At 70.0% G+C, this 24,498-nt stretch carries 24 protein-coding genes; 5 read left to right on the top strand and 19 right to left on the bottom strand.

Going from position 1 to position 24,498, the window contains the following annotated elements; all coding sequences use genetic code 11:
• Positions 1-15: 15 nt before the first annotated feature.
• The gene (gene groL / locus NG1_RS20735) at positions 16-1,626 is read right to left on the bottom strand and encodes a chaperonin GroEL (RefSeq protein WP_062973220.1); all 1,611 of its coding nucleotides are present in this window, start codon (positions 1,624-1,626) and stop codon (positions 16-18) included.
• A gap of 219 nt (positions 1,627-1,845) precedes the next feature.
• Entirely contained in the window at positions 1,846-2,148 is a 303-nt protein-coding gene (gene groES, locus NG1_RS20730) for a co-chaperone GroES (RefSeq protein ID WP_028479292.1), read from the bottom strand.
• Positions 2,149-2,733: 585 nt separating this feature from the next.
• Here groES and NG1_RS20725 point away from each other — a divergent pair.
• The gene (locus NG1_RS20725) at positions 2,734-4,254 is read left to right on the top strand and encodes a DUF7159 family protein (protein ID WP_062973219.1); all 1,521 of its coding nucleotides are present in this window, start codon (positions 2,734-2,736) and stop codon (positions 4,252-4,254) included.
• Positions 4,255-4,432: 178 nt separating this feature from the next.
• On the opposite strand, the gene tsaD is transcribed toward NG1_RS20725, so the two are convergent.
• From tsaD to NG1_RS20690, 7 genes are all read right to left on the bottom strand, one after another.
• A complete protein-coding gene (gene tsaD, locus NG1_RS20720; RefSeq protein ID WP_040864965.1) occupies positions 4,433-5,476 on the bottom strand; it encodes a tRNA (adenosine(37)-N6)-threonylcarbamoyltransferase complex transferase subunit TsaD in 1,044 nt (347 codons plus the stop codon).
• Positions 5,473-5,976 carry a ribosomal protein S18-alanine N-acetyltransferase gene (rimI, locus tag NG1_RS20715; protein WP_040864964.1) on the bottom strand — a complete coding sequence of 168 codons (504 nt, stop codon included), beginning with the start codon at positions 5,974-5,976 and terminating at the stop codon, positions 5,473-5,475. Before rimI ends, tsaD begins: the two co-directional genes overlap by 4 nt.
• 5 nt (positions 5,977-5,981) lie before the next feature.
• Positions 5,982-6,698, bottom strand: coding sequence for a tRNA (adenosine(37)-N6)-threonylcarbamoyltransferase complex dimerization subunit type 1 TsaB (tsaB, locus tag NG1_RS20710; RefSeq protein ID WP_040864963.1), 717 nt, complete (start codon positions 6,696-6,698; stop codon positions 5,982-5,984).
• 55 nt (positions 6,699-6,753) lie between these two features.
• On the bottom strand, positions 6,754-7,206 hold the full coding sequence (tsaE, locus tag NG1_RS20705) for a tRNA (adenosine(37)-N6)-threonylcarbamoyltransferase complex ATPase subunit type 1 TsaE (RefSeq protein ID WP_062973217.1): 453 nt from the start codon (positions 7,204-7,206) through the stop codon (positions 6,754-6,756).
• Positions 7,199-8,263 (bottom strand): alpha/beta fold hydrolase, encoded by a 1,065-nt coding sequence (locus NG1_RS20700; protein ID WP_062973214.1) that lies wholly within the window; start codon positions 8,261-8,263, stop codon positions 7,199-7,201. The genes tsaE and NG1_RS20700 overlap by 8 nt, the downstream gene beginning before the upstream one ends.
• Positions 8,264-8,274: 11 nt before the next feature.
• Entirely contained in the window at positions 8,275-9,390 is a 1,116-nt protein-coding gene (gene alr, locus NG1_RS20695; protein ID WP_084499061.1) for an alanine racemase, read from the bottom strand.
• A 258-nt stretch (positions 9,391-9,648) separates the two neighbouring features.
• Complete coding sequence (locus NG1_RS20690; RefSeq protein ID WP_062973210.1) at positions 9,649-11,094, bottom strand: NAD(P)H-hydrate dehydratase; 1,446 nt, start codon at positions 11,092-11,094, stop codon at positions 9,649-9,651.
• A gap of 42 nt (positions 11,095-11,136) precedes the next feature.
• On the opposite strand from NG1_RS20690, the gene NG1_RS20685 reads away from it, so the two are divergent.
• A complete protein-coding gene (locus tag NG1_RS20685) occupies positions 11,137-11,568 on the top strand; it encodes a cupredoxin domain-containing protein (protein WP_062973208.1) in 432 nt (143 codons plus the stop codon).
• Between the two features lie 69 nt (positions 11,569-11,637).
• On the opposite strand, the gene NG1_RS20680 is transcribed toward NG1_RS20685, so the two are convergent.
• Positions 11,638-12,129, bottom strand: coding sequence for a MarR family winged helix-turn-helix transcriptional regulator (locus tag NG1_RS20680; protein WP_062973206.1), 492 nt, complete (start codon positions 12,127-12,129; stop codon positions 11,638-11,640).
• Between the two features lie 139 nt (positions 12,130-12,268).
• Here NG1_RS20680 and NG1_RS20675 point away from each other — a divergent pair, with 139 nt between their 5' ends.
• A complete protein-coding gene (locus tag NG1_RS20675) occupies positions 12,269-13,456 on the top strand; it encodes an MFS transporter (RefSeq protein ID WP_062973204.1) in 1,188 nt (395 codons plus the stop codon).
• A gap of 49 nt (positions 13,457-13,505) precedes the next feature.
• Here the strand turns inward: NG1_RS20675 and glmS are convergent, their stop codons facing one another.
• Entirely contained in the window at positions 13,506-15,389 is a 1,884-nt protein-coding gene (gene glmS / locus NG1_RS20670) for a glutamine--fructose-6-phosphate transaminase (isomerizing) (RefSeq protein ID WP_040864956.1), read from the bottom strand.
• Between the two features lie 36 nt (positions 15,390-15,425).
• On the opposite strand from glmS, the gene NG1_RS20665 reads away from it, so the two are divergent.
• A complete protein-coding gene (locus NG1_RS20665; protein ID WP_062973203.1) occupies positions 15,426-16,286 on the top strand; it encodes a poly(ethylene terephthalate) hydrolase family protein in 861 nt (286 codons plus the stop codon).
• Positions 16,287-16,311: 25 nt separating this feature from the next.
• Here the strand turns inward: NG1_RS20665 and NG1_RS20660 are convergent, their stop codons facing one another.
• The 5 genes from NG1_RS20660 to NG1_RS20640 all read right to left on the bottom strand — a co-directional run bounded on the left by NG1_RS20660 (position 16,312) and on the right by NG1_RS20640 (position 19,659).
• Complete coding sequence (locus tag NG1_RS20660; protein WP_062973201.1) at positions 16,312-16,662, bottom strand: hypothetical protein; 351 nt, start codon at positions 16,660-16,662, stop codon at positions 16,312-16,314.
• A 47-nt stretch (positions 16,663-16,709) separates the two neighbouring features.
• Positions 16,710-18,566, bottom strand: a complete 1,857-nt coding sequence (locus NG1_RS20655; RefSeq protein ID WP_062973199.1) for a hypothetical protein — start codon at positions 18,564-18,566, stop codon at positions 16,710-16,712.
• A 58-nt stretch (positions 18,567-18,624) separates the two neighbouring features.
• Positions 18,625-18,936 carry a hypothetical protein gene (locus NG1_RS20650; RefSeq protein ID WP_157114143.1) on the bottom strand — a complete coding sequence of 104 codons (312 nt, stop codon included), beginning with the start codon at positions 18,934-18,936 and terminating at the stop codon, positions 18,625-18,627.
• Positions 18,937-19,063: 127 nt separating this feature from the next.
• Positions 19,064-19,372 carry a DUF6802 family protein gene (locus NG1_RS20645; RefSeq protein ID WP_062973197.1) on the bottom strand — a complete coding sequence of 103 codons (309 nt, stop codon included), beginning with the start codon at positions 19,370-19,372 and terminating at the stop codon, positions 19,064-19,066.
• Positions 19,373-19,467: 95 nt separating this feature from the next.
• Positions 19,468-19,659, bottom strand: coding sequence for a PspC domain-containing protein (locus NG1_RS20640; RefSeq protein WP_040864950.1), 192 nt, complete (start codon positions 19,657-19,659; stop codon positions 19,468-19,470).
• 147 nt (positions 19,660-19,806) lie between these two features.
• Between NG1_RS20640 and NG1_RS20635 the strand changes: the two genes are divergently transcribed.
• Positions 19,807-21,462, top strand: a complete 1,656-nt coding sequence (locus NG1_RS20635) for an ABC-F family ATP-binding cassette domain-containing protein (RefSeq protein WP_062973234.1) — start codon at positions 19,807-19,809, stop codon at positions 21,460-21,462.
• Positions 21,463-21,870: 408 nt separating this feature from the next.
• On the opposite strand, the gene glmM is transcribed toward NG1_RS20635, so the two are convergent.
• The 3 genes from glmM to rplM form a co-directional block, all read right to left on the bottom strand.
• Positions 21,871-23,247 (bottom strand): phosphoglucosamine mutase, encoded by a 1,377-nt coding sequence (gene glmM, locus NG1_RS20630; protein ID WP_062973195.1) that lies wholly within the window; start codon positions 23,245-23,247, stop codon positions 21,871-21,873.
• A gap of 215 nt (positions 23,248-23,462) precedes the next feature.
• A complete protein-coding gene (gene rpsI / locus NG1_RS20625) occupies positions 23,463-23,972 on the bottom strand; it encodes a 30S ribosomal protein S9 (protein ID WP_062973192.1) in 510 nt (169 codons plus the stop codon).
• Entirely contained in the window at positions 23,969-24,412 is a 444-nt protein-coding gene (rplM, locus tag NG1_RS20620) for a 50S ribosomal protein L13 (protein WP_040864934.1), read from the bottom strand. Before rplM ends, rpsI begins: the two co-directional genes overlap by 4 nt.
• Positions 24,413-24,498: the final 86 nt, after the last annotated feature.

Genomic DNA, 24,498 nt, shown 5'->3' with positions numbered 1-24,498 from the left:
TGCTCGACGGCCGGTTCAGTGCGAGTGGCCGTGGTGGCCGTGCTCGTTCTGCTCCTCGGCGGGCTTTTCGACCACGGCGCTCTCGGTGGTGAGCACCATGCGCGCGACCGACGCCGCGTTCACGACGGCCGAACGGGTCACCTTCACCGGGTCGACGACGCCGTCGGTGAGCAGGTCGCCGTAGGTGAGCGTGGCGGCGTTGAAGCCCTCCTTGCCCTCGGCCACCTTGCTGACCACCACCGCGCCGTCCAGGCCCGCGTTGGTGGCGATCCAGTACAGCGGCGCCCGCAGCGCGGTGCGGACCACCTCGACGCCGACGGCTTCGTCACCGGACAGCGAGTCGCGCAGCTCGACGAGCTTGCTCGCGGCCTGCACCAGCGCGGTGCCGCCACCGGGCACGATGCCCTCCTCCACGGCGGCCTTGGCGGCGCTCACCGCGTCCTCGACGCGGTACTTGCGCTCCTTGAGCGCGGTCTCGGTGGCCGCACCGACCTTGATCACCGCGACGCCACCGGCCAGTTTGGCCAGCCGCTCCTCGAGCTTCTCGCGATCCCAGTCGGAATCGGTGGACTCGATCTCGCGGCGCAGCTGCGCGACACGCGCCTCCACGTCCGCCGCGGAACCGGCGCCGTCGATGATCGTGGTGTCGTCCTTGGTCACCACGACGCGACGCACCTTGCCGAGCACGTCCAGGCCCGCCTCGCGCAGCGTGATGCCAAGATCCGGGTTCACCACGGTGCCACCGGTGACCACGGCCAGGTCGTCGAGGAACGCCTTGCGGCGGTCGCCGAAGAACGGCGCCTTCACCGCGACAGCCTTGATCGTCTTGCGGATGGCGTTGACCACCAGGGTCGACAGCGCCTCGCCCTCCACGTCCTCGGCGATGATCAGGACGGGCTTGGCGCTCTCCGCGATCTTCTCCAGCAGCGGCAGGAAGTCCGGCAGCGAGCTGATCTTCTCGCGGTGCAGCAGGACGAACACGTCCTCCAGGACGGCCTGCTGGCTGTCGGGATCGGTGATGAAGTAGGGCGACAGGTAACCCTTGTCGAACTGCACGCCCTCGGTGACGACCAGTTCGGTCTGCAGCGTCGAGGACTCCTCGACGGTGACGACGCCGTCCTTGCCGACGGTGGTCAGCGCCTTGCCGACCATCTCGCCGATCTCCTCGTCGCGCGAGGACACCGTCGCGACCTGCGCGATGGCCTGCTCACCGGAGACCGGGGTGGCCAGCGCGAGCAGCGCCTCGGAGACCGCGTCGGCGGCCTTGGCGATGCCGGAGCCGATCGCGATCGGGTTCGCGCCCGCGGCAACGTTCTTCAGCCCGGCGCGAACCAGAGCCTGGGCCAGCACGGTGGCGGTGGTGGTGCCGTCGCCCGCGACATCGTTGGTCTTGGTGGCGACGCTCTTGACCAGCTGCGCGCCGAGGTTCTCGAACGGGTCCTCGAGCTCGATTTCGCGCGCGATGGTGACGCCGTCGTTGGTGACGGTCGGGCCGCCGAAGGACTTCGCGAGCACGACGTGCCGTCCGCGCGGGCCGAGGGTGACCTTGACCGCGTCGGCGAGCTTGTCGACGCCGCGTTCCAGAGCCCGGCGAGCCTTCTCGTCGAACTCGATCTGCTTTGCCATGGGAATTCGCTCCTGTAGTGGATTGCGGCGCTCCGGAGCCCATTGCTCGCACCGCGTGTCCGATGAGCGGTGCTCCCGGGGCCCTCCGTGGTTACGCAGGCTGCCGCCTACGGGCCCGTCGCTCGCACCGCGTGTTTCAGTGCCGGGGTGTCGGCGACGAACGCGTTCCGCCCCGGGTCACGAGAGACACCGGGGCGGAACGCATGCGTGCCCGATCGGCTACTTGGTGACGACGGCCAGCACGTCGCGCGCCGACAGGATGAGGTACTCCTCGCCCTGGTACTTGATCTCGGTGCCGCCGTACTTGCTGTAGATGACGGTGTCACCCTCCTGGACATCCAGCGGGATGCGCTTTTCGCCCTCGTCGTCCCACCGGCCGGGACCGACGGCGACAACGGTGCCCTCTTGCGGCTTTTCCTTCGCCGTGTCGGGGATGACCAGGCCGGAGGCCGTCGTCGTCTCGGCCTCGTTGGCCTGGACGAGGATCTTGTCCTCGAGCGGCTTGATGTTCACGCTCGCCACGTTGAGCCCTCCACTTTCAGGGGATTCGGTCGTCCGGAACCGTTGTTCCGGACGCGTCGGTTGGTCACGATGCTGACCCTGCGCATAGCCCCGTCGTCGCGGGTGCCGGGACCCCTGCCCAGTGGTCAAGCTGCTGGCACAAGCACTACACACAGTGCCGACTAGCACTCTATACATGAGAGTGCCAGCGCTCAAGGCTGGGCGGTGCCAACTTTGCCGCGGCGCGCCCGAGACGCTGCGGGCTTGGCGATAAGTTCGAGAAAACAGTAACGTTCGGATAACGGATTGTGACATTATTGACGACGGCTGCGGTCCGGCCGCCGGTTCGTCGCCGATCAGGCGGCGGCGCGGCGACCCAGGGGTACCACAGCGTCGCCGAGACTCGCAGCGCCGCAGCACGATCGTTGCACCACCAGCTTCACCAGAGAGCAAGACACACGTGATCCATGGCCGGTCCCCGCGACCCACCCGGACGAGGGGCCGGTTCGTTTCCCGGTCCGGGTCGCGCGTCATCCATACCGCGGTCCGGCAGTTGATTCGAGATGGTCGGCGACACCATGACCATCCGCTCGAAGGGAGGTGAACATGCGAACATCCCTCGGCATCTCGGCCGGGGCCGAGGTCGTGTGCTCGGCGTTGGTCTCCACCGCGCCGAACGGCATGCAGAGCTTCGATTACCGCGTCGTCTCCGCCGACGCGGCCCATTCCGATCTCGGCGACCTGGTGGCGTCCTCGATCGAGTTGATGACCACGCAGCTGCCGACCACGCAGCCGCCGCGCGAGATCATCCGTCCGGTCGGCCGGTTCGCGGGTGGCCCACGCGATTTCGAGCCGATGACCGGTCAGCCGCCCACCAGCGTCGCGGTCGCCTACCGCACCAAGGAGCAGGCGCAGATCATCCGCTCGGCCACCGGCAAACAGCGTGAGCTGCGGCTGATCCCGGAAGGCACCGCCGCGCTGACGTACCTGCGGCACACCGGCCTGCTGGACCGTTACGACACCGTCGCCATCATCGATCTCGGCGCCTCGGGGCTCAGCGTCACCGTCGCCGACCGGGCCGAGGGCTCCCTGCTCCGTTCCGATCGCACCGCGACCGTCAGCGGCAAGGCGATCGATGACCTCATCTACCAGCATCTGGTGGACATGCACTTCGCCAGGCGCGGTACCCGCCCGAACCGCGGCATGCTCACCAACCGAGGCCGCGCGGCGAAGGAGCACCTGTCCATCGCGCCCGCGGTCACCATCGACCACGTCGCCGGGCGTCCGCTGAAGCTGACCAGGGCCGACTTCGAAGAGTTGATCGCCGACCTGCTGCGCGATCTCGCCCGCTTCGTCACGACGGCGTTCGCGCGGTCGCCCCGGCAACCGCAGGCGGTCGCGGTCATCGGCGGCGGCGCCAACATCCCCGCCGTGCTCGACACCCTCACCGCCGCGCTGGACGTCCCGGTGTTCACCGTGCCGGACCCGGAGGCGGTGACCGCGAAAGGCGCGGCCCTGGTCGCCGATTCGGTGCAGCCCTCGGTGTTCCCGGTCGGCGCGCTCGGCGGCGACGCGCCCGCGGGCACGGTCACCAAGGTGTTCGGCACCCTGGCCGGTGCGATCGTGGTCGTCGGGCTGATCGTCGGGTACGGGGTCAAGACGTTCTCCCCCACCGCGGACGACGAGGTCTCCCCCGCCGGGACCACGAGCAGCGCTTCCCAGCTGCCGAACCCGACATCCGCACCGCTCCCGACCGCGGCGGCCGGTACACACGACCGCACGCCGGACAGCACCGGCGTCGCGCCGACCACCACGGAACACAGGCCGCAGAGCAGCACCGGCGGTGCGACGGCCACGCAGGTGATTCCGCCCACGCAGCCCACGCTGCGTCCGGATCCGAACCTTCCGCCGATCCCGTTCCCCGAACTGCTCGGTCCGCTGTTCGGCAATCCGAATGCCGCGCCGGGCAGTTCGCCGCAGGCGAGCCGGACCTTCGGGCCCGTGGCGCCCAGCGCGACGACGCCCGGCACGAGTCCGGCCCAGGCGCCCGCGTGGTCGAGCCTGCCGTTGCCGCCTCGGGGTCATTCAGGGGCCTCGTCTGATCCGGGACTCCTGGCGCCGAACTGATCTCCACAGTCGAGAGCCCGGCCGCTCGTCTCCGGTCGTCCGTCGACCGACATCATCGAGGCGCTGTCCATCGAGCCCGCGGACGGCATCCGTGCCGGTATCGGCCCCGCCGAGTTATCCCGGAGATCGCAGCGGAACCGATCGGCCACGATCCGGCCGGTCACCGAGTACGAGCAGGTCAGCGAACCATACTGACCGACACCGGCAGACCGGGGTCGGTGGCGACCGTCAGCGGCGAAGGGGCCGCGCCACCCGCGATGACATGTGCGCCGAGTGCGGCGATCATCACGCCGTTGTCCGTGCACAGCCGGGGCTTGGGCACCCGCAGCGTCAAACCTGCCGCAGTACAGCGCTCTTCGGCCATCGAACGGATCCGCGAGTTGGCCGTGGCTCCGCCGCCGAGCACCAGCGTGCCGACGCCGACATCCTGAGCCGCCCGAATCGCTTTCATGGTGAGCACATCCGCGACCGACTCCTGGAACGACGCCGCGATGTCGGGGATCGGCAGATCATCCGCGGCCACACCGTCGCGCTGCGCCGCCTCCACGTACCGGGCCACCGCGGTCTTGAGGCCCGAGAAGGAGAAGTCGTAGCGCGGGTCGCGCGGCCCGGTCATGCCACGGGGAAACGCGATGGCGCGCGGATCACCGGTCGCCGCGGCGGCGTCCAGCGCGGGACCGCCGGGGAAACCCAGCCCGAGCAGGCGCGCCACCTTGTCGAACGCCTCGCCCGCCGCGTCGTCGACGGTGCTGCCCAGCTCCACGATCGGCTCGGACAGATCCGTGACGTGCAGCAGGTGGGTGTGCCCGCCCGACACCAGCAGCGCGACGCACGGCGGCATCGGCCCGTGTTCCAGGGTGTCCACCGCGACGTGCCCGCCGAGATGGTTCAGCGCGTAGAAGGGCACATCCCACGCCGCCGCATACGCTTTCGCGGCGGCGACGCCGACCAGCAGCGCACCGGCCAAGCCCGGGCCGATGGTCACCGCCAGCGCGTCCGGTTTCGCGATACCCGCCGCCGACAGCGCGCGGCGCATGGCGGGCACGATCGCCTCGAGATGTGCGCGCGAGGCGATCTCCGGGACGACGCCGCCGAAGCGCGCGTGCTGGTCGACGCTGGAGGCGACCTCGTCGGCGAGCAATTCGCAGGTGCCGTCGGGGTTCCTGCGGACGATGCCGACTCCGGTTTCGTCGCAGGAGCTTTCGATGCCCATGATGATCACGACAGCACCTCGTCCGGTGTCCGCCAGCGATCCTCGCTGGTCAGCGCGGGTCTACGCATCGTGTACGCGTCCGCGCCACTGGGGTGGTAGTAGTTCTTGCGCAATCCGATGATGTGGAAGCCGTGCTTGGCGTACAGCGCGATCGCGGGCGCGTTGTCGGTGCGGACCTCCAGGAACACCGGTCCACCACGCCTGCCCGCCTCGGCGAGCAGCGCTTCCAGCAGGAGTGTGCCGACCCCGGCGCGATGGCAGCGGGGATCGACACCGATGGTGTGCACCTCGGCCTCGGGGTGTTCGGCGTCACCCAGCAGGGCGATACCCGCGTAGCCGACCATTCGCCCGTCCTCGTCGCGCGCGGTGATGTAGCGGTTGTGCCGGCCGGCCAGCTCGGACTGGAACGCCACGGCGGCCCACGGGTCGTCCTCCGGGAACAGCAACTGCTCCAGTTCCACGCAGCGTGTGATGTCGTCGGCCACCATCGGCTCGATCCGGAACGCCATCACCCTCACGCTCCCGTCCGGTCGAGTCGGCGGTAGGCGTTCTCGACCGCGTCCGGCCTGCGCAGGTACAGCGGAACCAGCGGCTCCGGCACGCTGCGCGACAGCAGCTCGGGGGCGGCCACGCGCACCAGACCGGCGGGCGAGGGCGTTTCGGCGGGGAGCACAGGAAGATCGAAGAAGTCGACGTGCGAGGCGGATCCGGCGATCGCCGTGGCCTGACCCTCGTCCAATTCCGAGGGCTTGCACACCTCGGGTCCGGCCACGCGCGCGCCCTCCCGGTACCGCGCCCAGTACACCTCGCGCCGCCGCGCGTCGGTCACCACGAGCAGTTCGGCCTCGGGCGGGAGCTCGACCGGGGGTGGCACGGCGGGGTCGACGGCCGCGTCGGCGGCGATCGCGTCGAGGCTGCACACGCCGTACACCGGGATGCCGAGCGCGTCACCGAACGCGGCCGCGGTGGCCATGCCGACGCGCAGGCCGGTGAACGGCCCCGGCCCGACGCCGACGACGATCGCGTCGATGTCGGTCCTGGAACGACCTGCCTCGGTGAGGCATTCGAGGATCTGCGGGGTGAGCACCTCGGCATGGGCGCGGGGGTCGACCCGCACCCGGTAGGCGATGGTGCGCGCCCGGACGGGGTCCGCCGCGCCGGCACCCTGCTCCAGGTCCACCAGTCCCGCTGTGACGGCGGGTGTCGCGGTGTCGACGGCTAGTACAAGCATGATTGGGCCAACGATACCGGGTGGTAGGAGGCACCTACGCAGAGCTACCTGAGAGCTAACCCACCCACTCCCAGATGGCGGTGCGCACATCCGAATCCGGCTCGCGCGACAGCAGCACGCGCAGGTGCCGCTCCGCGAGGTGCTCCACCACGCCGCGGCCCCACTCCACGACGACCACCGCCTGATGCAGATCGGTGTCCAGGTCCAGGGCGTCCAGCTCGTCGAGGTCGCCGCCGAGCCGGTAGGCGTCCACATGCACCAAGGGCACCGACGGTCCGTCCTCGCGCTGCCCGGCGCGGTGCTGGCGGGCGATGATGAACGTCGGCGAGCTGACCCGGCCCTGCACGCCGAGCCCCGCGGCGATGCCACGGGTGAGCGCGGTCTTGCCCGCGCCGAGCGGACCGTCGAGCACCACCAGATCACCGGCGCGCAGATCCGCGGCCAGCTCCCGGCCGAGCGCCTCGGTGTCGGCGACGGTGGGCAGGATTCGTTGCCGTGGTTCAGCCACCGGCCACCTCCGAGCCCGACGGGACGACCGCGCCCGCGCGCACCAGCAATCGATCCAGCGCGGCGTTGACGATGTCCGGGTACTGCATATGCGGCATGTGCGCCGCGCCTTCCAGCCGGATGAGCTCGCTGCCGGGCAGCGCGGCGGCCAGGGCACGCGAATTGCGGAACGGGATCACCAGGTCGCGCCCGCCGCCGAGCACCAGGGCCGGTGTGCCCGCCAGCGCGGGTAACGCCGCCGACTCGTCATGCACCTCGATCGCCTGGAGGAACTTCACGATGGTCTCCATCGGCGTCTGGTCGATCATCAGCGTCGTGAAGCGCGACAGCGTGGGGCTCACCGGGCCGTGGAACGAGCTGACGTGCAGGATCGGGGTGATCACGTGCCGCGCGGTGACGCGGCCCGCCTGCACCAGCGCGGGCGCGGTGTGCACGGCCAGCCGGAAGCCGTCGATCGCGGGATTGCGCAACAGCTGCCCGACACCAGCCGTGGTCACACCGGCGGCAGTGGTCGACAGCAGTGCGATCCCGATCACTCTGGCCGCGAACAGGTCCGGGAATCGCGCGGCCGCGGCCAGGATCGCCATCCCACCCAGCGAATGGCCGACCAGTACCACCGGACCGGCCGGAGCGGTGGCGCGCAGGACGGCGGCGACATCACAGCCGAGCTGGGCGACGGTACAGCTCGCGGCGCTCGGCACGCCGGAACGACCGTGCCCGCGCAGATCGAACAGCACCATGCGAATGCGTGCGCCCCACCGCCTTTCCAGGTCACGCCGCTGAAAGTGGAAAGACGCCATGCTGTTGCAGAAGCCGTGCACGAAGATCACCGTCACCGGCGCGTCGTCGGGCCCGCAGGTCCGCGTGGCCAGGGGCACACCGTCGTCGGCGAGCACCGTTCCGGCGCGGTCGGCATCGATCAGCCCGAAATTCTCGTCGCGGCAGTCGTCGCCCCGGGCGGGCCACAGCACCCGCGCACCGGCGCGCCGAAGGGCATGGGCGCCGGCCAGCGCACCGACGACACCCACCGTGGCCAGCCCGCCGCGCAGCGGGGTCATCCGGAAGCGGCTCACCGCACGGCACCGGTGTAGCGGCGGGTGACCCTGCCGCGCGGCGAGCACACCACTTCGTAGTGGATGGTGCCGAGCAGATCCGCCCAGTCCTGGGCATGCGGTCGCGCACCGAACAGGATCGCGGTATCGCCTTCCTGGACGCCCGCCGCGTTGTCACCGAGGTCGACGACGAACTGGTCCATGCACACCCGCCCCACGTTCCTGCGCGGTGCCCCGCCCAGCCAGACGTCGAATCGTCCGCTCAACGGGCGGAACACGCCGTCGGCGTAACCGGCGGGAATCAGCGCGACGGTGGTGTCGTGCGGCGCGATCCATTGGTGCCCGTAGGAGACGCCTTCGCCTGCGGCCACCCGCTTGACCAGGACGACCCGGGCCTGGAATGTCATCGCGGGTAGCAGGCCGAAATCGTCGTCCGGAATCGGGGAAAGGCCGTACATGGCGATACCGGGCCGGACCAGGTCGAAGGCCAGGTCCGGTCGGGTGAGGGTGGCCGCGGAGTTGGCGATGTGCACCAGCTCCGGCTCCAAGCCGTGCTCTTTGGCGGTGGCGATCGCGTCCAGGAACCGGGCGCGTTGCACGTCGTTGTTGGGGTGCCCGGGTTCGTCGGCGTGCGCGAGATGGGAGAAGATCGCGCGGAAGCGCACCGCCTGCTCGTCGACCAGCGCGCGCAGCGCGGTCAGGACCTCCGGGTATTCGGCCGGCGACACACCGTTGCGGTTCAGGCCGGTGTCCACCTTCAGCGTCACCGTCGCCGGACGGCCGGTGCCGCGGACCGCGGCCTCGACCGCCCGCAGATGGGCCTGCGAGGACACTCCGATCTCGACGTCGGCGGCCACCGCGGCCGCGAAGTCGGTGTCCGCGCTGTGCAGCCAGCACAGGATGGGCGCGGTGATACCGGCCGCACGCAACTGCACCGCCTCGGCCACCGTCGTCACACCCAGTTCCGTCGCGCCCGCGGCCAGCGCGGCCCGGCCGACCTCGACCGCGCCGTGGTTGTAGCCGTCGGCCTTCACCACTGCCATCACCGCCGCGTCGCCCGCGCGGTCGCGCAGGATGCGCACGTTGTGGGCGATGGCGTCCAGGTCGATGACCGTTTCGACTTGCGCATTCACGGCAGTCCGTTCCGCCTCTCCGGGGATTCAGGCCGTACCAGTCGGGTGGTACAGGATTCGCGTTCAGGTCCCGCGTCCGGTGCCACCTGGGTTCTGGGGCGTACCCGGCGAGTTACCCATGTGCTCTCGAGATCAGTGGTTGTGTTGGTTCCGGTCGAGTCTATGGGCGCGCTCGGTTCCGGTTCCACTCGGTTGACGCGCCGGTCGTCCCCTGTGATCGTCGCCATGAACGACACCGATCACCGACGACGGCGCGGCTCAGGAGGAGTGGGCGAAGCCGCGCAGGACGCCGATCGCGGCGCGGACGTGCGCGGCCAGGACGCTTGCCGAGATGGGGGTTCCGGCGGGCGCGTGCTCGTGGGCCGCCAGGTTCGCGGCCAACGCGTGTACTCGGGCTGCCGCGGCGGCCGACCAGGCGGGGTCTCGGCCTGCCGCCAACAGCGTCCCGATGATGCCCGAGAGCACGTCGCCCGCGCCCGCGGTGGCCGCCCACGAGCCGCCCGCTTCGTTGACCAGCACGGGACGGCCCGGGGCGGCGACCAGCGTGGCGCGGCCTTTCAACAGCACCGTGACCTGCCAGGAATCGGCGAGGCCGCGCACCGCGCCGACCCGGTCCGGGCCGACCTCGTTCCCGGTGAGGCGGGCGAACTCGCCCGCGTGCGGGGTCAGGACGGTCGGGGCCGCGCGACCGCGCACCAGTTCCGGCGCGGCGGCCAGCAGGGTCAGTCCGTCGGCGTCGATCACCACCGGAAGATCGGTGGCCAGGATCTCGCGAAGGCGTTGCCCGGCGTCGTCGTCGGTGCCCGCGCCGGGACCGAAGACCCAGGACTGGACGCGACCGGTGGCGGCGAACTGCTGGGTGGCGATCACTTCGGGAAAGTGGTGCAACACCTCGGCCGCCGCGGTTCCCGCATACCGCACCATGCCCGACGTCGCGGCGACGGCAGCACCCGCGCACAGCACCGCGGCGCCCGGATACGTCGCGCTGCCCGCGCAGACACCGGTCACGCCTTGCGTGTACTTGTCGTCGGTCGGGCCGGGCACCGGCCACGCGGCGCCGATCGAAGCGGGTTCCAGTGCGACGAGACCCGCTTCCGGAAGACGTAAGCCGATAGGAATCAATTCGATTCGGCCACACTGCGGCGCGGCGAGGGCGTGCACCGGTTTGTACGCGCCGAACGCGACCGTGACGTCGGCGCGGACGGCGGGGCCGTCGATCGCCCCGGTGTCCGGGGCGACGCCGCTTGGCAGGTCGGCCGCGACGATCGGAGCCTTCAGCGAAGCAACGATTTCCGCGGCACGCGGCCGCAACGGGCCACGACCTGAAATGCCGACGATCCCGTCGATCACCAGGTCCGGGTCGCCGGTGTCGACGGCCACTCGACCACCGGCTCTGCGCAGCGCCGCAAGCCCTTCGGGGTGCGCCCGCTCCGGGTCGAGCAGGACCGCGGTGACGGCGACACCGCGACGGCGCAACTGCGCTCCGGCCCAGAGCGCGTCGCCGCCGTTGTCGCCGGATCCGATCAGCAGGGTCACCGCCCGTCCCGCGACACCGCCGGTACGCTCCCGCAGTTCCCCCGCCACCACCGTGGCCAGGCCGTGCGCCGCGCGCCGCATGGGCACGCCGTCCGGCACCCGGGTGAACAGCTCGGCCTCCGCCGCGCGCACCTCGTCTACGGTGAAATAGCCCCGCTGCGTGGACATCGCCGCTCCCTCCGTCGGTGTGGCCTACTACGCTTGGCCATCATGCCAAGCGTTCGCCGCCGCAACGGGACCGTCCGCGTCGTCACGGGAGTCGCCCTGGCCGGCGCGCTGCTGCTGTCCGGCTGCGGCGGTGACGAATCCGGTTCGGCCGCCACCACCACGAGGAAACCGGCTCGGCCGGCCACCACCACCGCTCAGCAGACCGGTGAGCGCAAGCCCGCCGCCGCCACCGTCGCGGTGGACGACATGAAATTCTCCCCCGCCGAGGTCACCGTCAAGGTCGGCGACACGGTCACCTGGAAATTCGGCGACAAGCTGCCGCACACCGTGCAGGGCATCGGTGACAAGGCGATGGGTATCAACAGCCCGATCATCGACAAAGGCGAGTGGAGCTACACCTTCACCGCGCCCGGCGCCTACCGCTACCTCTGCTCGCTGCACCCGGAGATGCGCGGGACTATCACCGTCGAATAGTCCGCGGACGCGCAGCGCACCGGATTCGGGCACCGGCGGGCTGAACTCGGTACGCGAATCGCCCCCGGCTCACACCGGGCGGTAGTCCCGGGGCCGGGCCCCGCGGGCGGAACTGGTGTTCAGCGCCTCGACCGCGGCCACCAGCGGCGCGAGTTCCGGGTTGGCGGCCGCTTGACCGAGAGCGCCGGCGAGGGCGGCGTCGTGCGTGGGCCGGGCCTGCTCGAGCAGGTCCAAACCCGCCGCGGTCACGTCGGTGTAGATGCCGCGGCGGTCGTCCGGGCAGAGGTACCGCTGGAGCAGGCCGCGATCCTCGAGCCGGGAGACCAGCCGGGTGGTGGCGCTCTGGCTCAGCACCACGGCTTCGGCGACCTGGTTCATCCGCAGGTGCCCGCCCGGCCCGTCGTGCTGGCGGCTCAGGACGACCAGCAGTGAGTATTCGCGAACGCTCAGGTCATGGCCGGATTGCAGGGCCCGCTCGATGTGCGCCTCGATCCGGTCGTGCAGCAGGGAGAGTGCGTACCAACCATCGGCGAGGCCGGTCAGAGCGGCTTCCGCGGTCATCGGCGTTTCCTTCGCGTCAGGGGATCAGGCCTCCAGGATAGCCAGACTTCACAATAGCCCGTGCTTGCAATTAAAGCGCGTCTGCAATTATTGTCGACGCCTGTAAAGATCTGACGCAACATCATGTGGAGGCTCCCCCATGCCCCTCGCCCTTCTCGCCCTGACCCTCGGGGCATTCGGCATCGGGACGACGGAATTCGTCGTCGTCGGCCTGCTGCCCGACATCGCCGACACCTACGCGGTGTCCATCCCCACCGCCGGTCTGCTGGTCACCGGATACGCGCTCGGTGTCGTGGCGGGTGCGCCGCTGATGACCGGCCTCGGCACCCGGGTTTCGCGCAAACGCATGCTGCTCGGCATGCTCACGCTGCTCGTCCTCGGCAACATCGTGTCCGCCGCCGCACCGACTTTCGCGCTGATGCTCACCGGGCGGATCGTGGCCTCGCTCGCCCACGGCGCGTTCTTCGGAATCGGCGCGGTGGTCGCCGGAACCCTGGTCAGCGCCGACCGGCGCGCCGGCGCCATCGCGATCATGTTCACCGGGCTCACCGTCGCCACCGTGGTCGGTGTGCCGCTGGGCACGCTGCTCGGACAGCATTTCGGCTGGCGGCTGACCTTCTTGTTCGTCGCGCTGATCGGGCTGATCGGCTTGCTGGGCGTCGCGGCACTGGTGCCGCAGCAGCCCGCCGCCGCGAACGCCCGGCTACGCACCGAACTGGCGGTGTTCCGCAATCCCCAGGTGCTGCTGGCGATGGCGATGACGGTGCTCGGCTTCGGCGGAGTGTTCGCCGCGATCACCTACCTGGCGCCCATGATGACCGAGGTAACCGGTTACGCGGAGAGCTCGGTCACCTGGCTGCTCGTGTTGTTCGGCCTCGGCTTCTTCGCGGGCAATCTGATCGGCGGCAAATTCGCCGACCGCCACCTGATGCCGATGCTGTACATCACTCTCGGCGGGCTCGCGATCGTTCTCGCGCTGTTCACCGTGACCGCCCACGACAAGGTCGCCGCCGCCGTCACGGTCGTACTGATCGGCGCCCTCGGATTCGCAACCGTCCCGCCGCTGCAGAAACGCGTCCTCGACCAGGCGGCGGGCGCGCCCACCCTGGCCTCCGCGGTCAACATCGGCGCGTTCAATCTCGGCAACGCGGTGTCGGCCTGGCTCGGTGGGGTGGTGATCGCCGCCGGCCTCGGCTACACCGCCCCCAACTGGGTCGGCGTCGGGTTGGTCCTGGTCGCGCTGGTTCTCGCGGTCGTGTCCGGATACCTCGAGCGCCGCGCCGCGCCCACCGTTCCGGAGGAACCCTTGGTCGCCGTGCGGGCATAGCCGAGACGGCGAGCAGTGGCCGCGCACTCGACAGTGCGCGGCCACCGAGCTATTCCACGGTGACGGACTTGGCCAAGTTACGTGGCTTGTCGACGTCGTAGCCGCGCGCCTGCGCCACCTCGGCGGCGAAGATCTGCAGCGGGACCGTGGACAACAGCGGCTGGAACAGCGTCGGCGCGCTGGGGATCTCGATGAGGTCGTCTGCGAACGGGCGCACCGTGTCGTCGCCTTCCTCCGCGATCACGATGGTGCGCGCGCCGCGCGCCTGGATCTCCCGGATGTTGCTCAGCAGCTTCGAGTGCAGCACCGCGCGCCCCTTCGGCGAGGGCATCACCACGATCACCGGGAGGCCGTCCTCGATCAGCGCGATCGGGCCGTGCTTGAGCTCACCCGCCGCGAATCCCTCGGCGTGCATGTAGGCCAGCTCTTTGAGCTTGAGCGCGCCCTCCAATGCCACCGGGTAGCCGACGTGACGTCCCAGGAACAGCACGGTCGGCACCTGGGCCAGTTCCCGCGCGATGGTCCGCACCTGCGGCGCGGTCTCCAGCACGCGTTCCACCAGCTTCGGCATCGCCTCGAGTTCGGCGAACTCGCGGGCCACCTCGTCCGGGTACTTGGTGCCGCGCGCCTGCGCCAAGGCCAGCCCGACCAGGTAGTTCGCGGTCACCTGGGCCAGGAACGCCTTGGTGGAGGCGACGCCGATCTCCGGCCCGGCCCTGGTGTAGAGGACCGCGTCGGACTCGCGCGGAATCTGCGCGCCGTTCGTATTGCAGATCGCGAGGACGCGGGCCTTCTGCTCTTTCGCGTGGCGCACCGCCTCCAGCGTGTCGGCGGTCTCGCCGGACTGGGAGATCGCCACCACCAGCGTCGAGCGGTCCAGCACCGGATCGCGGTAGCGGAACTCGCTGGCCAGCTCGACCTCGACGGGCAGGCGAGTCCAGTGCTCGATGGCGTACTTCGCCAGCAGGCCGGAGTGATACGCGCTGCCGCACGCGACGACGAACACCTTGTCGAAATCGCGCAGCTCCTGGTCGGCGAGGCGCTGCTCGTCCAGCACGATCCGGCCCCCGCCGTCGCGATCGGTGCTGAAATGCCCCATCAGAGTGTCCGCGACCGCGGCGGGCTGCTCCTCGATCTCCTTGAGCATGAAGTAGTCGTGGCCGCCCTTCTCGGCGGCCGCCAGATCCCAGTCGATCGTGAACGGGCGGGTGCGCGCACGCGCGTCCTCGCCCGCGAAATCGGTGACCCGGTAGCTGTCCACGGTGATCACGACGGCTTGGTCCTGGCCGAGCTCGACCGCCTCGCGGGTGTGCTCGATGAACGCCGTGACGTCGGAGGCGATGAACATCTCGCCCTTGCCGACGCCTACCACCAGCGGCGTGGAGCGGCGCGCGGCCACGATCGTGTCCGGGTGGTCGGCGTGCGTGAAGACCAGGGTGAACGCGCCTTCCAGCCGGCGCAGCACCGACAGCGCGCTGGCCGCGAAATCACCGGCGGTCGGCCCGTCGGCGTACGCGCGGGCCACCAGGTGCACGGCGACCTCGGTGTCGGTGTCGCTGTGTAGCTCGACCCCGGCGTCCTCCAGCTCGCGCCGCAGCGGTGCGAAGTTCTCGATGATGCCGTTGTGCACCACGGCGACCTTGCCGCTGTCGTCCCGGTGCGGGTGCGCGTTGCGGTCGGTCGGCGCGCCGTGCGTGGCCCAGCGGGTGTGCCCGATGCCCGTGGTGCCCACGAAACGATCGATGCCGGTTTCGGAGAGCTGGGCCTCCAGATTCGCCAGGCGACCGGCCTTGCGTTCCACCGCCAGCGCGCCCGCGCCGTCCAGGATCGCCACACCCGCGGAGTCGTAACCGCGATATTCCATGCGGCGCAACGCGTCAACGACGACGCCGAGCGCGTCTCGGTACCCGACGTACCCCACGATTCCGCACATGGCTCACCACACTACTTATCGGATAACGTTCACGTCGTGTCGGCGTCTGTGAAATCGCTAATGAGCACCCTGACCAGCCGCGGCCCGCACCGCGTGTTGCGTGGCAATCTGGCCGTCGCCGGCCAGCCGGGGGTGGTGTTCACCCCCGAGGCGGGGCGGAATCTACCTGCCGTCGCGTTCGGGCACGGCTGGCTGACCGGGGTCGCCCACTACCGCACCCTGCTCGAACACCTCGCTTCCTGGGGCATCGTGGCGGCCGCCCCCGACACCGAGCGCGGGCCGATTCCGTCACATCTGGGGCTGGCCGCCGATTTGCTCACCACGCTCGACATCTGCACCGGCGTGCGGCTCGGCGACGGCGAGATCAGCGTGCATCCGGAGCGCCTTGCCCTGGCCGGGCACGGCATGGGCGCGGGCGCGGCCGTCATCGCCGCGGGGCGGCGCGATGTCGCCACCGTCGTGGCGCTGTTCCCCGCGCCGACGGCGCCCGCCGCCGAAGCGGTAGCGCCCGAACTGGACATTCCGGCGTTGATCCTGGCCGGCGCGACCGACATCACCTCGGTGAGTTCCAACGCCATCCCGCTGGCCACCGCGTGGGGCGGCCCCGCGATCCTGCGCGCCATCGACAAGGCCTCGCACAACGGCATCATCGAGGGCAGGCGTTTACTCGCCGCCGTGGGCGCGGGCAAGCACGAAGCGAAGACCGCCCGCACCACCCGCGCCCTGCTGGCCGGTTACCTGCTCGCCACGCTCGCAGGCGACAAGACCTATCGCGCCTTCGCGGACCTCGAAGAGGTCATCCCGCACACCACAGTCGTCGACCCCGATGCGCCGCAAGAGGAAGAGGCTGCTCCGAAGCTCAAGGTCGGCCAGCTCGCCGCCCTGCTGCGCCGGTAGCGGGCCCACGGCCCCGGAACACCGGTCAGATCAGCCAGCTCTTGCGTCTATAGAACGCGGCTTCCTCGTCCTCCTCGTCGACCGGAGTCACCATCTGACCGGCCCGGCGTGCGGCCATCGATCGTGCGATGGCCGCACGCTGCTCCCGTGCCTCGTCTTGCCGCCGTTGCTGCGCCTCCGCCTCGGCGGCGGCCTCGCCCAGCTCGTCGGCGTGCGTCGTCCAGAACTCGTCCATGTCGGCGGTCAGGCGATCGGCGAGCTCTCGCCCGGTCGCCGCGGTCTGCTCGTTGATCGCCTGGATCTCGTCGAGCAGCAGCGACATGCGGCGCTGGTTCTCGGCGGCGAGTTGCCTCGCTTCCTCGGCGTAGTTCACCATGCTGCGCCTCCTCGCTCATCGGGTGTGCGGGCTCGGCCCTGCCGGGCTCACAACGGGCCCGCCTCGGCGAAATCCGCGTCCAGCGGCCCGGCTTCGGCGAGTTCCGCGCCGGTGTCCACCGGCGCGTCCGGTTCCGGCATCGGCTTCGGATAGTGTTCGCCATCCTCCTCGCGCCGGGTGCCCGGTGCGGTTCCGCTCGGCACACCGAGCCGACCGTCGTCGGTTTCCGGCGCCGGAACCGAGTCGGGCGAATTCTCTTTCTCCTGGGCCTCGGGCGCAGGAGCCTCCTCTTGCTTCTGGTTCTCCGGCGTCGGGGCATCCGCGTCCTGCTCGGCCTCGGGCGCCGGAGCATCCGGCGCCGAGGGCTGCGCGTTCTCCGCCTCCGGCTCGGTTGTGGAGATGACCGGTATGCCTTGCTCGTTCAGCTCGACGGTGAACTCCTCCTCCTTGCCGGTGGCATCGGAGAGGAGAAGCCGCAACTGACCGTCCGGGCCCATCTCGAACTTCACATGCTTTTCACCGATATCGAACTCCGCCTCGGGCCCGGAATTCTCGTTTCTCTCTTCGTCTTTCTCGCCGTCGGCTTCGGCCGTCTCCGGATCGACGCTGTGCATAAGCTTTTCGATCGCGTCGTCCACTCCGCTTTCGATGAGGCCACTCAGAGCTGACAGTCCCTGGTTCACCGCCTGGCCGAGACCGGTTGCCAATGGGGACAATTCCTGGGCCACTTGGCTGAGTGCGGCAAGTCCGTCCAGCGACGGCAATCTCGGCGCGGGCGTAACCGGAGTGCTGGGCGTAACCGGGGCGCTGGGCGTAACGGGGGCGCTGGGCGTAACCGGAGTGCTCGGCGTGCCGAGGGTGCTCGGCGTGCCGGGGGTGCTCGGCGTGCCGGGGGTGCTCGGCGTGGCCGACGTGGCCGAGGCGGGGACATCACTCGGTGTGGTGCTCGCCGGGACCGTGGCAACGGGTGTGCCGGGCGGCCCGGGAGCATTCGTTTCCTGGGGCTTGTCCTGGTTGACCGGTGTTTCCGGTTGGGGATTCGTCGGACCTTCCGGCCGCGGGTAGGCCCGTTCGGTGACCTGCGCCAACGCGTCGGTCAGGTTCTTGTACTGGTCCTTGAACAGGCGATCGACCTCGGCGCAGACGTCGACGTAGGACGCCAATTTCCGATCGAAGTCCGGTTTGAAGGTCTTGGTCAGCCACTCGTCGGTGACGCTGCGCACTCGATCGCCGTACGCGCCCGTGAGCAGATTCCTGCTGTCGGAGTTGATGAAACCGAGCACGCTTTTGTTGATCTTGTCCTCCGGCACGGCGAGTGCCGGGAATACGCGGCCGAGGTCGCGCACCTGCTCGGCATCGATCCATTCCCGCGCATTGTGCACCTCGACGATGACTTTCACGTCGTCCGGAGTCTTACCGTCGATCTTCACCACTTTGCCGCCGCCCACCGGGCCCTCCAGCAGCTCCCGGGTGGCGAACGCCTTCGCGGCCACCGCCGAGCGCAGCGAACTCGCCATATCGGCGATCACCGTCATGGCCGCCCGGGCATGCTGCCGGTCCTCGTCGGCCAGGAGCGACTGTTTGCCGAGCATGTCGAGCGCGGCGGCGGCAGCGGTTCCCTGCCACAATTCGGGCAGTCGACGGGTGTAACCCTGCTGCGCGTCCCATTGCCGATCGACCTCCGCCAGAGCGACTTTCAGCGCCTCGCCCGCCTGCTCCAGCTTCTCCAACCGCGTGCCGCGCTGCTCGTCGTACATCGCCAGCAGCTTGCCCAGGTCGCCGCGCCCCCCGTTGCCGCCGAACGCCGCCTCGTACAGCGGCATGAACTCGATCCAGTACCGCAGCCCCGCGCTGCCCTCGTCCAAGAGGGCGTCGATCGCCTTGCCCTGCCAGGAAACCGTCATGATCCCGACTCCTCGAATGTGTGGTGTCGCCGGTGCGAGCACGTGTCATTCGGCGGTCTCATGTGTTGTTCGTCTCGGAGGCACGCTGCTGGTCGGTCTCGGCGTAGGCCACCACGGCGGCCCCGAGCGCGTCAGCGGTGGCGGTGGTGGCGTCGCTCCAGTTCCGCAGCCACGCGCTGATCCGTTCCAGTCCTTGCTGCACCGCGATGCCCTGCGGCGCATAGTTCCGGCCCGCCTCGTCACCGGTGCCGAACCGGTGATCGGCGACTCGCTTCGCCTGATCGCGGACCGCGTCCGCCGATCTCCGATAGTCACTGCCCAGCGCGCCGAGCTCCCCCGTGCGGACGCCGACCATTTCCGACCCACCCACGAATCCCCTCCGTCCTCGTAGTGTCATTGCGCCGGTGCGAATCTCGTTCGCACCGAGTCCCGCCGTACTACCTTCGACGCAACACGCAGACACTCGGTTCCCCCGAATTCCGCTTTCGCGGAGATGGTCAGCTGCCGATTCTGCCCCGGTCGGTGCGAACCCACTCGGAGGTGCCGTCCGGGTGGCGGTGGAATTCCCATGCGGCGTAGTCGCCGTCCTTCTCCACCACGGTGACGTGGTCGGCGAAGCCGTCGTGGTCGTAGTCGGTCCAGACCTGCATAGCCTCGTCACCGGTCGTGGTGATGGTGTCGAGACTGCCGTCGCCATCGATGTCCTGGGTCGGATGCTGCAATTCGATGGCGCCCAGTCCGCCGAGCGACGAGGACGCGTCGATGCCGGGTATATCCAGACCGGGGATTTCGCTCGAGGTGATCATGATTCCTCCTCAGCAGGACTCGTTCGGTGGCGCGTGCCGCACAAGCGGCATCGTTCCATCCTGACACCCTCGCGCGCTCGACGCAGCCCCCTGGGTCACTTCTTCGGCATCAGCAGCCACAGCACCAGGTAGAGGATGAACTGCGGGCCGGGCAGCAGGCACGACACCACGAACAGCAGCCGGACGACGTTGGCGTTCCAGCCGAGGTACTCGGCGATGCCACCGCAGACGCCTGCGATCCACTTGTCGTGGGCGGAGCGGGTGAAACGGCGGGTGGGGGCGGTCATTGGTCTTCCCTCTCGTGCGGTGATCGCTACGACCTCCACTGTGCCCGCCACCGCGGGCCCCGCCATCGGCCCCGCGGCCGATTCCCACCCTGATTTCTCCCGGGGCCGACCTCAGGGTGCGACCCCGAGCACGGCAGACTCGTGCTGGTGAGCACCACTCTGCATGCCCGCGGCCTGTCGGCCGGTCACGGCGAGCGCACCCTGTTCGCCGACCTCGATCTGACCCTCGCGCCGGGCGACCTGATCGGGCTGGTCGGCGTGAACGGCGCGGGCAAGTCGACGCTGCTGCGCATGCTCGCCGACCGGCGCGCCCCGACCGGCAGCATCACGCTCAGTCCCCCGGACGCGACCGTCGGTTACCTGGCCCAGGAGGCGCAGCGGATCCCCGGCGAGACCGTTCTGGAATTCCTCGCCCGCCGAACCGGAGTCGGCGAGGCACAGCGGGTGATGGACGCCGCGGCCGAGCGCCTCGCCGACGGCGGGCCGGACGAGTACTCCCCCGCGCTGGAACGCTGGCTTGCCCTCGGCGGAGCCGACCTGGACCAGCGCGCCCACGAGGTCGCCGCCGATCTCGGCCTCGCCGAAAGCCTGCCCGGCGGCCTGGACACGCCGATGACCGGGCTGTCCGGTGGCCAGGCGGCCCGCGCCGGCCTGGCCTCGGTGCTGCTGTCGCGCTTCGACATCCTGCTGCTGGACGAGCCGACCAATGACCTGGACCTGGACGGCCTGGCTCGGCTGGAGCAGTTCGTCGGGGGCGTGCGGGTCCCGCTGATGGTGATCAGTCACGACCGCGAGTTCCTGGCCCGCACCGTGAATCGCGTCGTCGAGCTGGATCTCGCCCAGCAGCAGGTCGGGTTGTACGACGGCGGCTACGAGTCGTATCTGATGGAGCGCGAGATCGCCCGGCAGCACGCGCGCGAGGCCTACGAGGAGTACGCCGACACCAAAGCGGGCTTGGAGTCCCGCGCGCAGATGCAGCGCAACTGGCTCGAGCACGGCGTCCGCAACGCACGCCGCAAGGCGCGCGACCCCAGGAAGATGGACTCGGACAAGGCGGGCCGCAAGATGCGTGCCGAATCCACCGAGAAACAGGCCGCCAAAGCCAGGCAGACCCAGCGCCGCATCGAACGACTCGATGTGGTGGAGGAACCGCGCAAGGAGTGGGACCTGCGCATGAGCATCGCCGCCGCCCCGCGCAGCGGCTCGGTGGTCGCGACGCTGTCCGCGGCGAAGGTCACCCGCGGCGACTTCACGCTGGGCCCGATCACCACCCAGGTCGACTGGGCGGATCGCATCGTCCTCACCGGGGCGAACGGCTCCGGGAAGTCCACCTTGCTGGCGCTGTTGCTGGGAAAGCTCCGGCCGGACAGCGGGACCGCGAGCCTGGGCTCCGGCGTCGAGATCGGCGAGGTGGACCAAGCTCGCGCGCTGTTTCGCGGAACCACCGCGCTGGCGGACACATTCGGCACCGAGCTGCCTGATCTGCCGGAGGCGGAGGCACGCACGCTGCTGGCGAAATTCGGCCTGCGCGGCCCGCACGTGCTGCGCCCGTGCGACACCCTCTCCCCAGGCGAACGCACCCGCGCCGCCCTCGCCCTGCTCCAAGCCCGCGGGGTGAACCTGCTCGTGCTGGACGAGCCGACCAACCACCTGGACCTCCCCGCCATCGAGCAGCTGGAGCAGGCCGTCGAATCCTTCACCGGCACACTGATACTCGTCACCCACGACCGCCGCATGCTGGACACCGTCCGCGCGACCCGCCGCTGGCACATGACCGCGGGCACGCTCACCGAGACAGTCTGACAACGGGCGCGCGTCGGCGCGACGCAGCATCCACCGAACCGCGCCGGTCGCGGCCCGGCTCACCTTCACGCGGCCACCGCGTGCCCGCCTGATCACCGGTCATCAGCACGACCGCCGACCACAACCAACCGCGTGCACGATGCCCAAAACCCGCGCCCCCACGCGCCCAGCACACCCCAACTCCCGATTTCGAGCGAAGCCAGACCGAGCATCCGCCGTCCGCGGCCCGGCTCACGTCCGCCACGTCCACGACTGCTCACCGGCCGACGGGACAACCGCCGCCCACAACGAACCGCGTGCACGATGCCCAAAACTCACGCCCCCACGCGCCCAGCACACCTCAACTCCCGATTTCGAGCGAAGCGAGACCGAGCATGCGCCGTTCGCGGCGCCGAAGGCGCTGCCAAACTACACAGCCGCAACCCGCTTGGCGAGGTCGTCGGCGAGCTGGCGTGCTTGGCCGGGGTCGGTGGCCTCCACCATCACGCGCACCAGTTCCTCGGTGCCGCTGGGGCGCAGCAGTACTCGCCCGGAGTCGCCCAGTACGCGCTCCGCTTCCAGCACCGCTTCCCGGATCTCGGGTGCGCGTGCGACCACGGACTTGTCGCTGACGGGCACGTTCACCAGGATCTGCGGCACGGTCTGTAGCACGCTCGCCAGGTCGGCCAGGGTGCGCTGGGATTGCGCCATCCGCGCCATCAGGCGCAGGCCGGTGAGGATGCCGTCGCCCGTGGTGCCGTATCGGGGGAACACCACGTGCCCCGACTGCTCGCCGCCCAGGGTGAAACCGCCGCGCCGCAATTCCTCGAGCACATAACGGTCGCCGACGGCGGTGGTGCGCACGGTGATTCCGGCCGCGCGCATGGCGATGTGCAGCCCGAGGTTGCTCATCACGGTGGCGACCAGGGTGTTTTCGGTCAGCTCGCCCGCGTCGTGCATGGCCAGGGCGAGGATCGCCAGGATGGCGTCGCCGTCGACCACATTGCCGTAGGCGTCGACGGCCAGGCAGCGGTCGGCGTCGCCGTCGTGCGCGAGTCCGAGATCGGCGCCGTGCTCCACCACCGCGGCCCGCACCTGGTCGAGATGGGTCGAGCCGCAGCCGTCGTTGATGTTCAGCCCGTCGGGCTCGGCGTTGATGGCGATCACCGTCGCCCCGGCCTCGCGGTAGGCGGCGGGTCCGACTTCCGCGGCGGCGCCGTGCGCGCAGTCGACCACGACGGTCAGTCCGGATAGGTCCTGGCCGGTCGCCTCCACCAGGTGTTCCACGTAGCGTTCGTGGGTGCCCGCGAGGCTGTACTGGTCCGGGATGCTGAGCCCTTGATCACGCGCGCCCGCCGCGTTGCGCACCCGTCCGATGCCGGCGCCGGTCGGGCGGAACGGCGTCTGCGCGGCCATCAGCGCCTCGATCCGGTCCTCGATCGCGTCGTCGAGTTTGTGCCCGCCTGCGGCGAAGATCTTGATCCCGTTGTCGGGCATCGGGTTGTGCGAGGCGGAGATCATCACGCCGAGACACGCGTCGTACAAACCGGTGAGGTAGGCGACGGCGGGCGTCGGCAGCACCCCCACCGCGAGCACGTCCACGCCCGCCGCGGTCAGACCCGCGGTCACGGCGGCCTCGAGCATTTCCCCGCTGGCCCGCGGATCGCGGCCGACCACCGCGAGCGCCCGCATCTTGCCCCGGCTCAGGATCTGCGCGGCCGCGCCGGAAACGCGCAGCGCCAGCTCCGGACTCAGTGATTCGTTGGCAAGCCCGCGGACTCCGTCGGTGCCGAACAACCGTCCCATACCTCGCCCCTCATTGATGATCTGTGGCGTAGGCGTCGACCTGGGAGGCACCGGCCTGTGCACCACGAAGGCCCCGCGAACGCCGCGTGTTCATACAGCGCGAGAGCAGGCGACCAGCTGTTCGCTGGGAGCCTGCTCTCGTACAGCTGCCGCGACGACCGTACCGCGTCCGGCACCGCTGGGGCGCCGGACGCGGAAGATCGACGATGCCGATATCAGCGCTTCGAGTACTGCGGCGCCTTACGCGCCTTCTTCAGACCGTACTTCTTGCGCTCGGTGGCACGCGGGTCACGGGTCAGGAAGCCGGCCCGCTTGAGGGCGGGACGGTCCTCGGGGGTGACCTCGATCAGCGCGCGGGCGATGGCCAGCCGCAGAGCGCCTGCCTGGCCGGACGGGCCGCCGCCGACCAGGCGGGCGTGCACGTCGAAGGACTCGGTGCGCTCGACGGTCACCAGCGGCGACTTGACCAACTGCTGGTGCACCTTGTTCGGGAAGTAGTCCTCGATGGTGCGGCCGTTGAGCACGAAGTTGCCGGAGCCGGGGAGCAGGCGCACGCGCACGACGGCCTCCTTGCGGCGGCCGACGGTCTGCACCGGGCGGTCGATCACGACCGGAGCGTAGGACGCCGAGTCCTCGGAGTCCTCGTAGCCCGCGCCGTCCTCGACAGCTTCGGCAGCGTCGAATTCCTCGACGAAGTCCTCGTTGAATTCCTCGGGAGCGGTCACTGGGCCACCTGCTTGATCTCGAACGGAATGGGCTGCTGGGCGGCATGCGGGTGCGTCGGGCCCGCGTAGACCTTCAGCTTGCCCGCGATCGCGTTGCCGAGCTTGTTCTTCGGGATCATGCCCTTGACGGCCTTCTCCACGAGCCGATCGGGACGCGTCTCCAACACCTGACCGACGGTCCGCGACTTGAGGCCGCCCGGGTGCCCGGAGTGGTGGTGGATCAGCTTGTCCTGCCGCTTGTTGCCGCTGATGGCAACCTTGTCGGCGTTGATGATGATGACGAAATCGCCACCATCGACGTGCGGGGCGTAGGTCGGCTTCGTCTTGCCACGCAGCAGATTCGCTGCCTGGACGGCGAGACGGCCGAGCACTACGTCAGTGGCGTCGATGACGTACCACTTACGGGTCACGTCACCCGCCTTGGGGCTGTACGTAGGCACAGTGCTTCCCTGTCTGTCGTCGGTGTTGCCGGCCCAGCGTGTGGTCGAGGTGTTCCCGGCGGCCGGTGGAGACCCGGGACTCGGCG

It is taken from the genome of Nocardia gamkensis NBRC 108242, assembly GCF_001612985.1.
In the GTDB taxonomy this organism is placed as follows: Bacteria; Actinomycetota; Actinomycetes; order Mycobacteriales; family Mycobacteriaceae; genus Nocardia; species Nocardia gamkensis.
The sequence above is the reverse complement of the archived record's forward strand: the minus strand, read 5'-3'. Positions and strand labels throughout refer to the sequence as shown.

Coding starts and splice junctions, on each gene's coding strand:
- groL (WP_062973220.1), bottom strand. CDS start 1,626: ATGGCAAAGCAGATCGAGTTCGACGAGAAGGCTCGCCGGGCTCTGGAA.
- NG1_RS20725 (WP_062973219.1), top strand. CDS start 2,734: ATGCGAACATCCCTCGGCATCTCGGCCGGGGCCGAGGTCGTGTGCTCG.
- rimI (WP_040864964.1), bottom strand. CDS start 5,976: ATGGCGTTCCGGATCGAGCCGATGGTGGCCGACGACATCACACGCTGC.
- tsaB (WP_040864963.1), bottom strand. CDS start 6,698: ATGCTTGTACTAGCCGTCGACACCGCGACACCCGCCGTCACAGCGGGA.
- NG1_RS20700 (WP_062973214.1), bottom strand. CDS start 8,263: ATGACCCCGCTGCGCGGCGGGCTGGCCACGGTGGGTGTCGTCGGTGCG.
- NG1_RS20690 (WP_062973210.1), bottom strand. CDS start 11,094: ATGTCCACGCAGCGGGGCTATTTCACCGTAGACGAGGTGCGCGCGGCG.
- NG1_RS20685 (WP_062973208.1), top strand. CDS start 11,137: ATGCCAAGCGTTCGCCGCCGCAACGGGACCGTCCGCGTCGTCACGGGA.
- NG1_RS20680 (WP_062973206.1), bottom strand. CDS start 12,129: ATGACCGCGGAAGCCGCTCTGACCGGCCTCGCCGATGGTTGGTACGCA.
- NG1_RS20675 (WP_062973204.1), top strand. CDS start 12,269: ATGCCCCTCGCCCTTCTCGCCCTGACCCTCGGGGCATTCGGCATCGGG.
- glmS (WP_040864956.1), bottom strand. CDS start 15,389: ATGTGCGGAATCGTGGGGTACGTCGGGTACCGAGACGCGCTCGGCGTC.
- NG1_RS20660 (WP_062973201.1), bottom strand. CDS start 16,662: ATGGTGAACTACGCCGAGGAAGCGAGGCAACTCGCCGCCGAGAACCAG.
- NG1_RS20655 (WP_062973199.1), bottom strand. CDS start 18,566: ATGACGGTTTCCTGGCAGGGCAAGGCGATCGACGCCCTCTTGGACGAG.
- NG1_RS20645 (WP_062973197.1), bottom strand. CDS start 19,372: ATGATCACCTCGAGCGAAATCCCCGGTCTGGATATACCCGGCATCGAC.
- NG1_RS20640 (WP_040864950.1), bottom strand. CDS start 19,659: ATGACCGCCCCCACCCGCCGTTTCACCCGCTCCGCCCACGACAAGTGG.
- glmM (WP_062973195.1), bottom strand. CDS start 23,247: ATGGGACGGTTGTTCGGCACCGACGGAGTCCGCGGGCTTGCCAACGAA.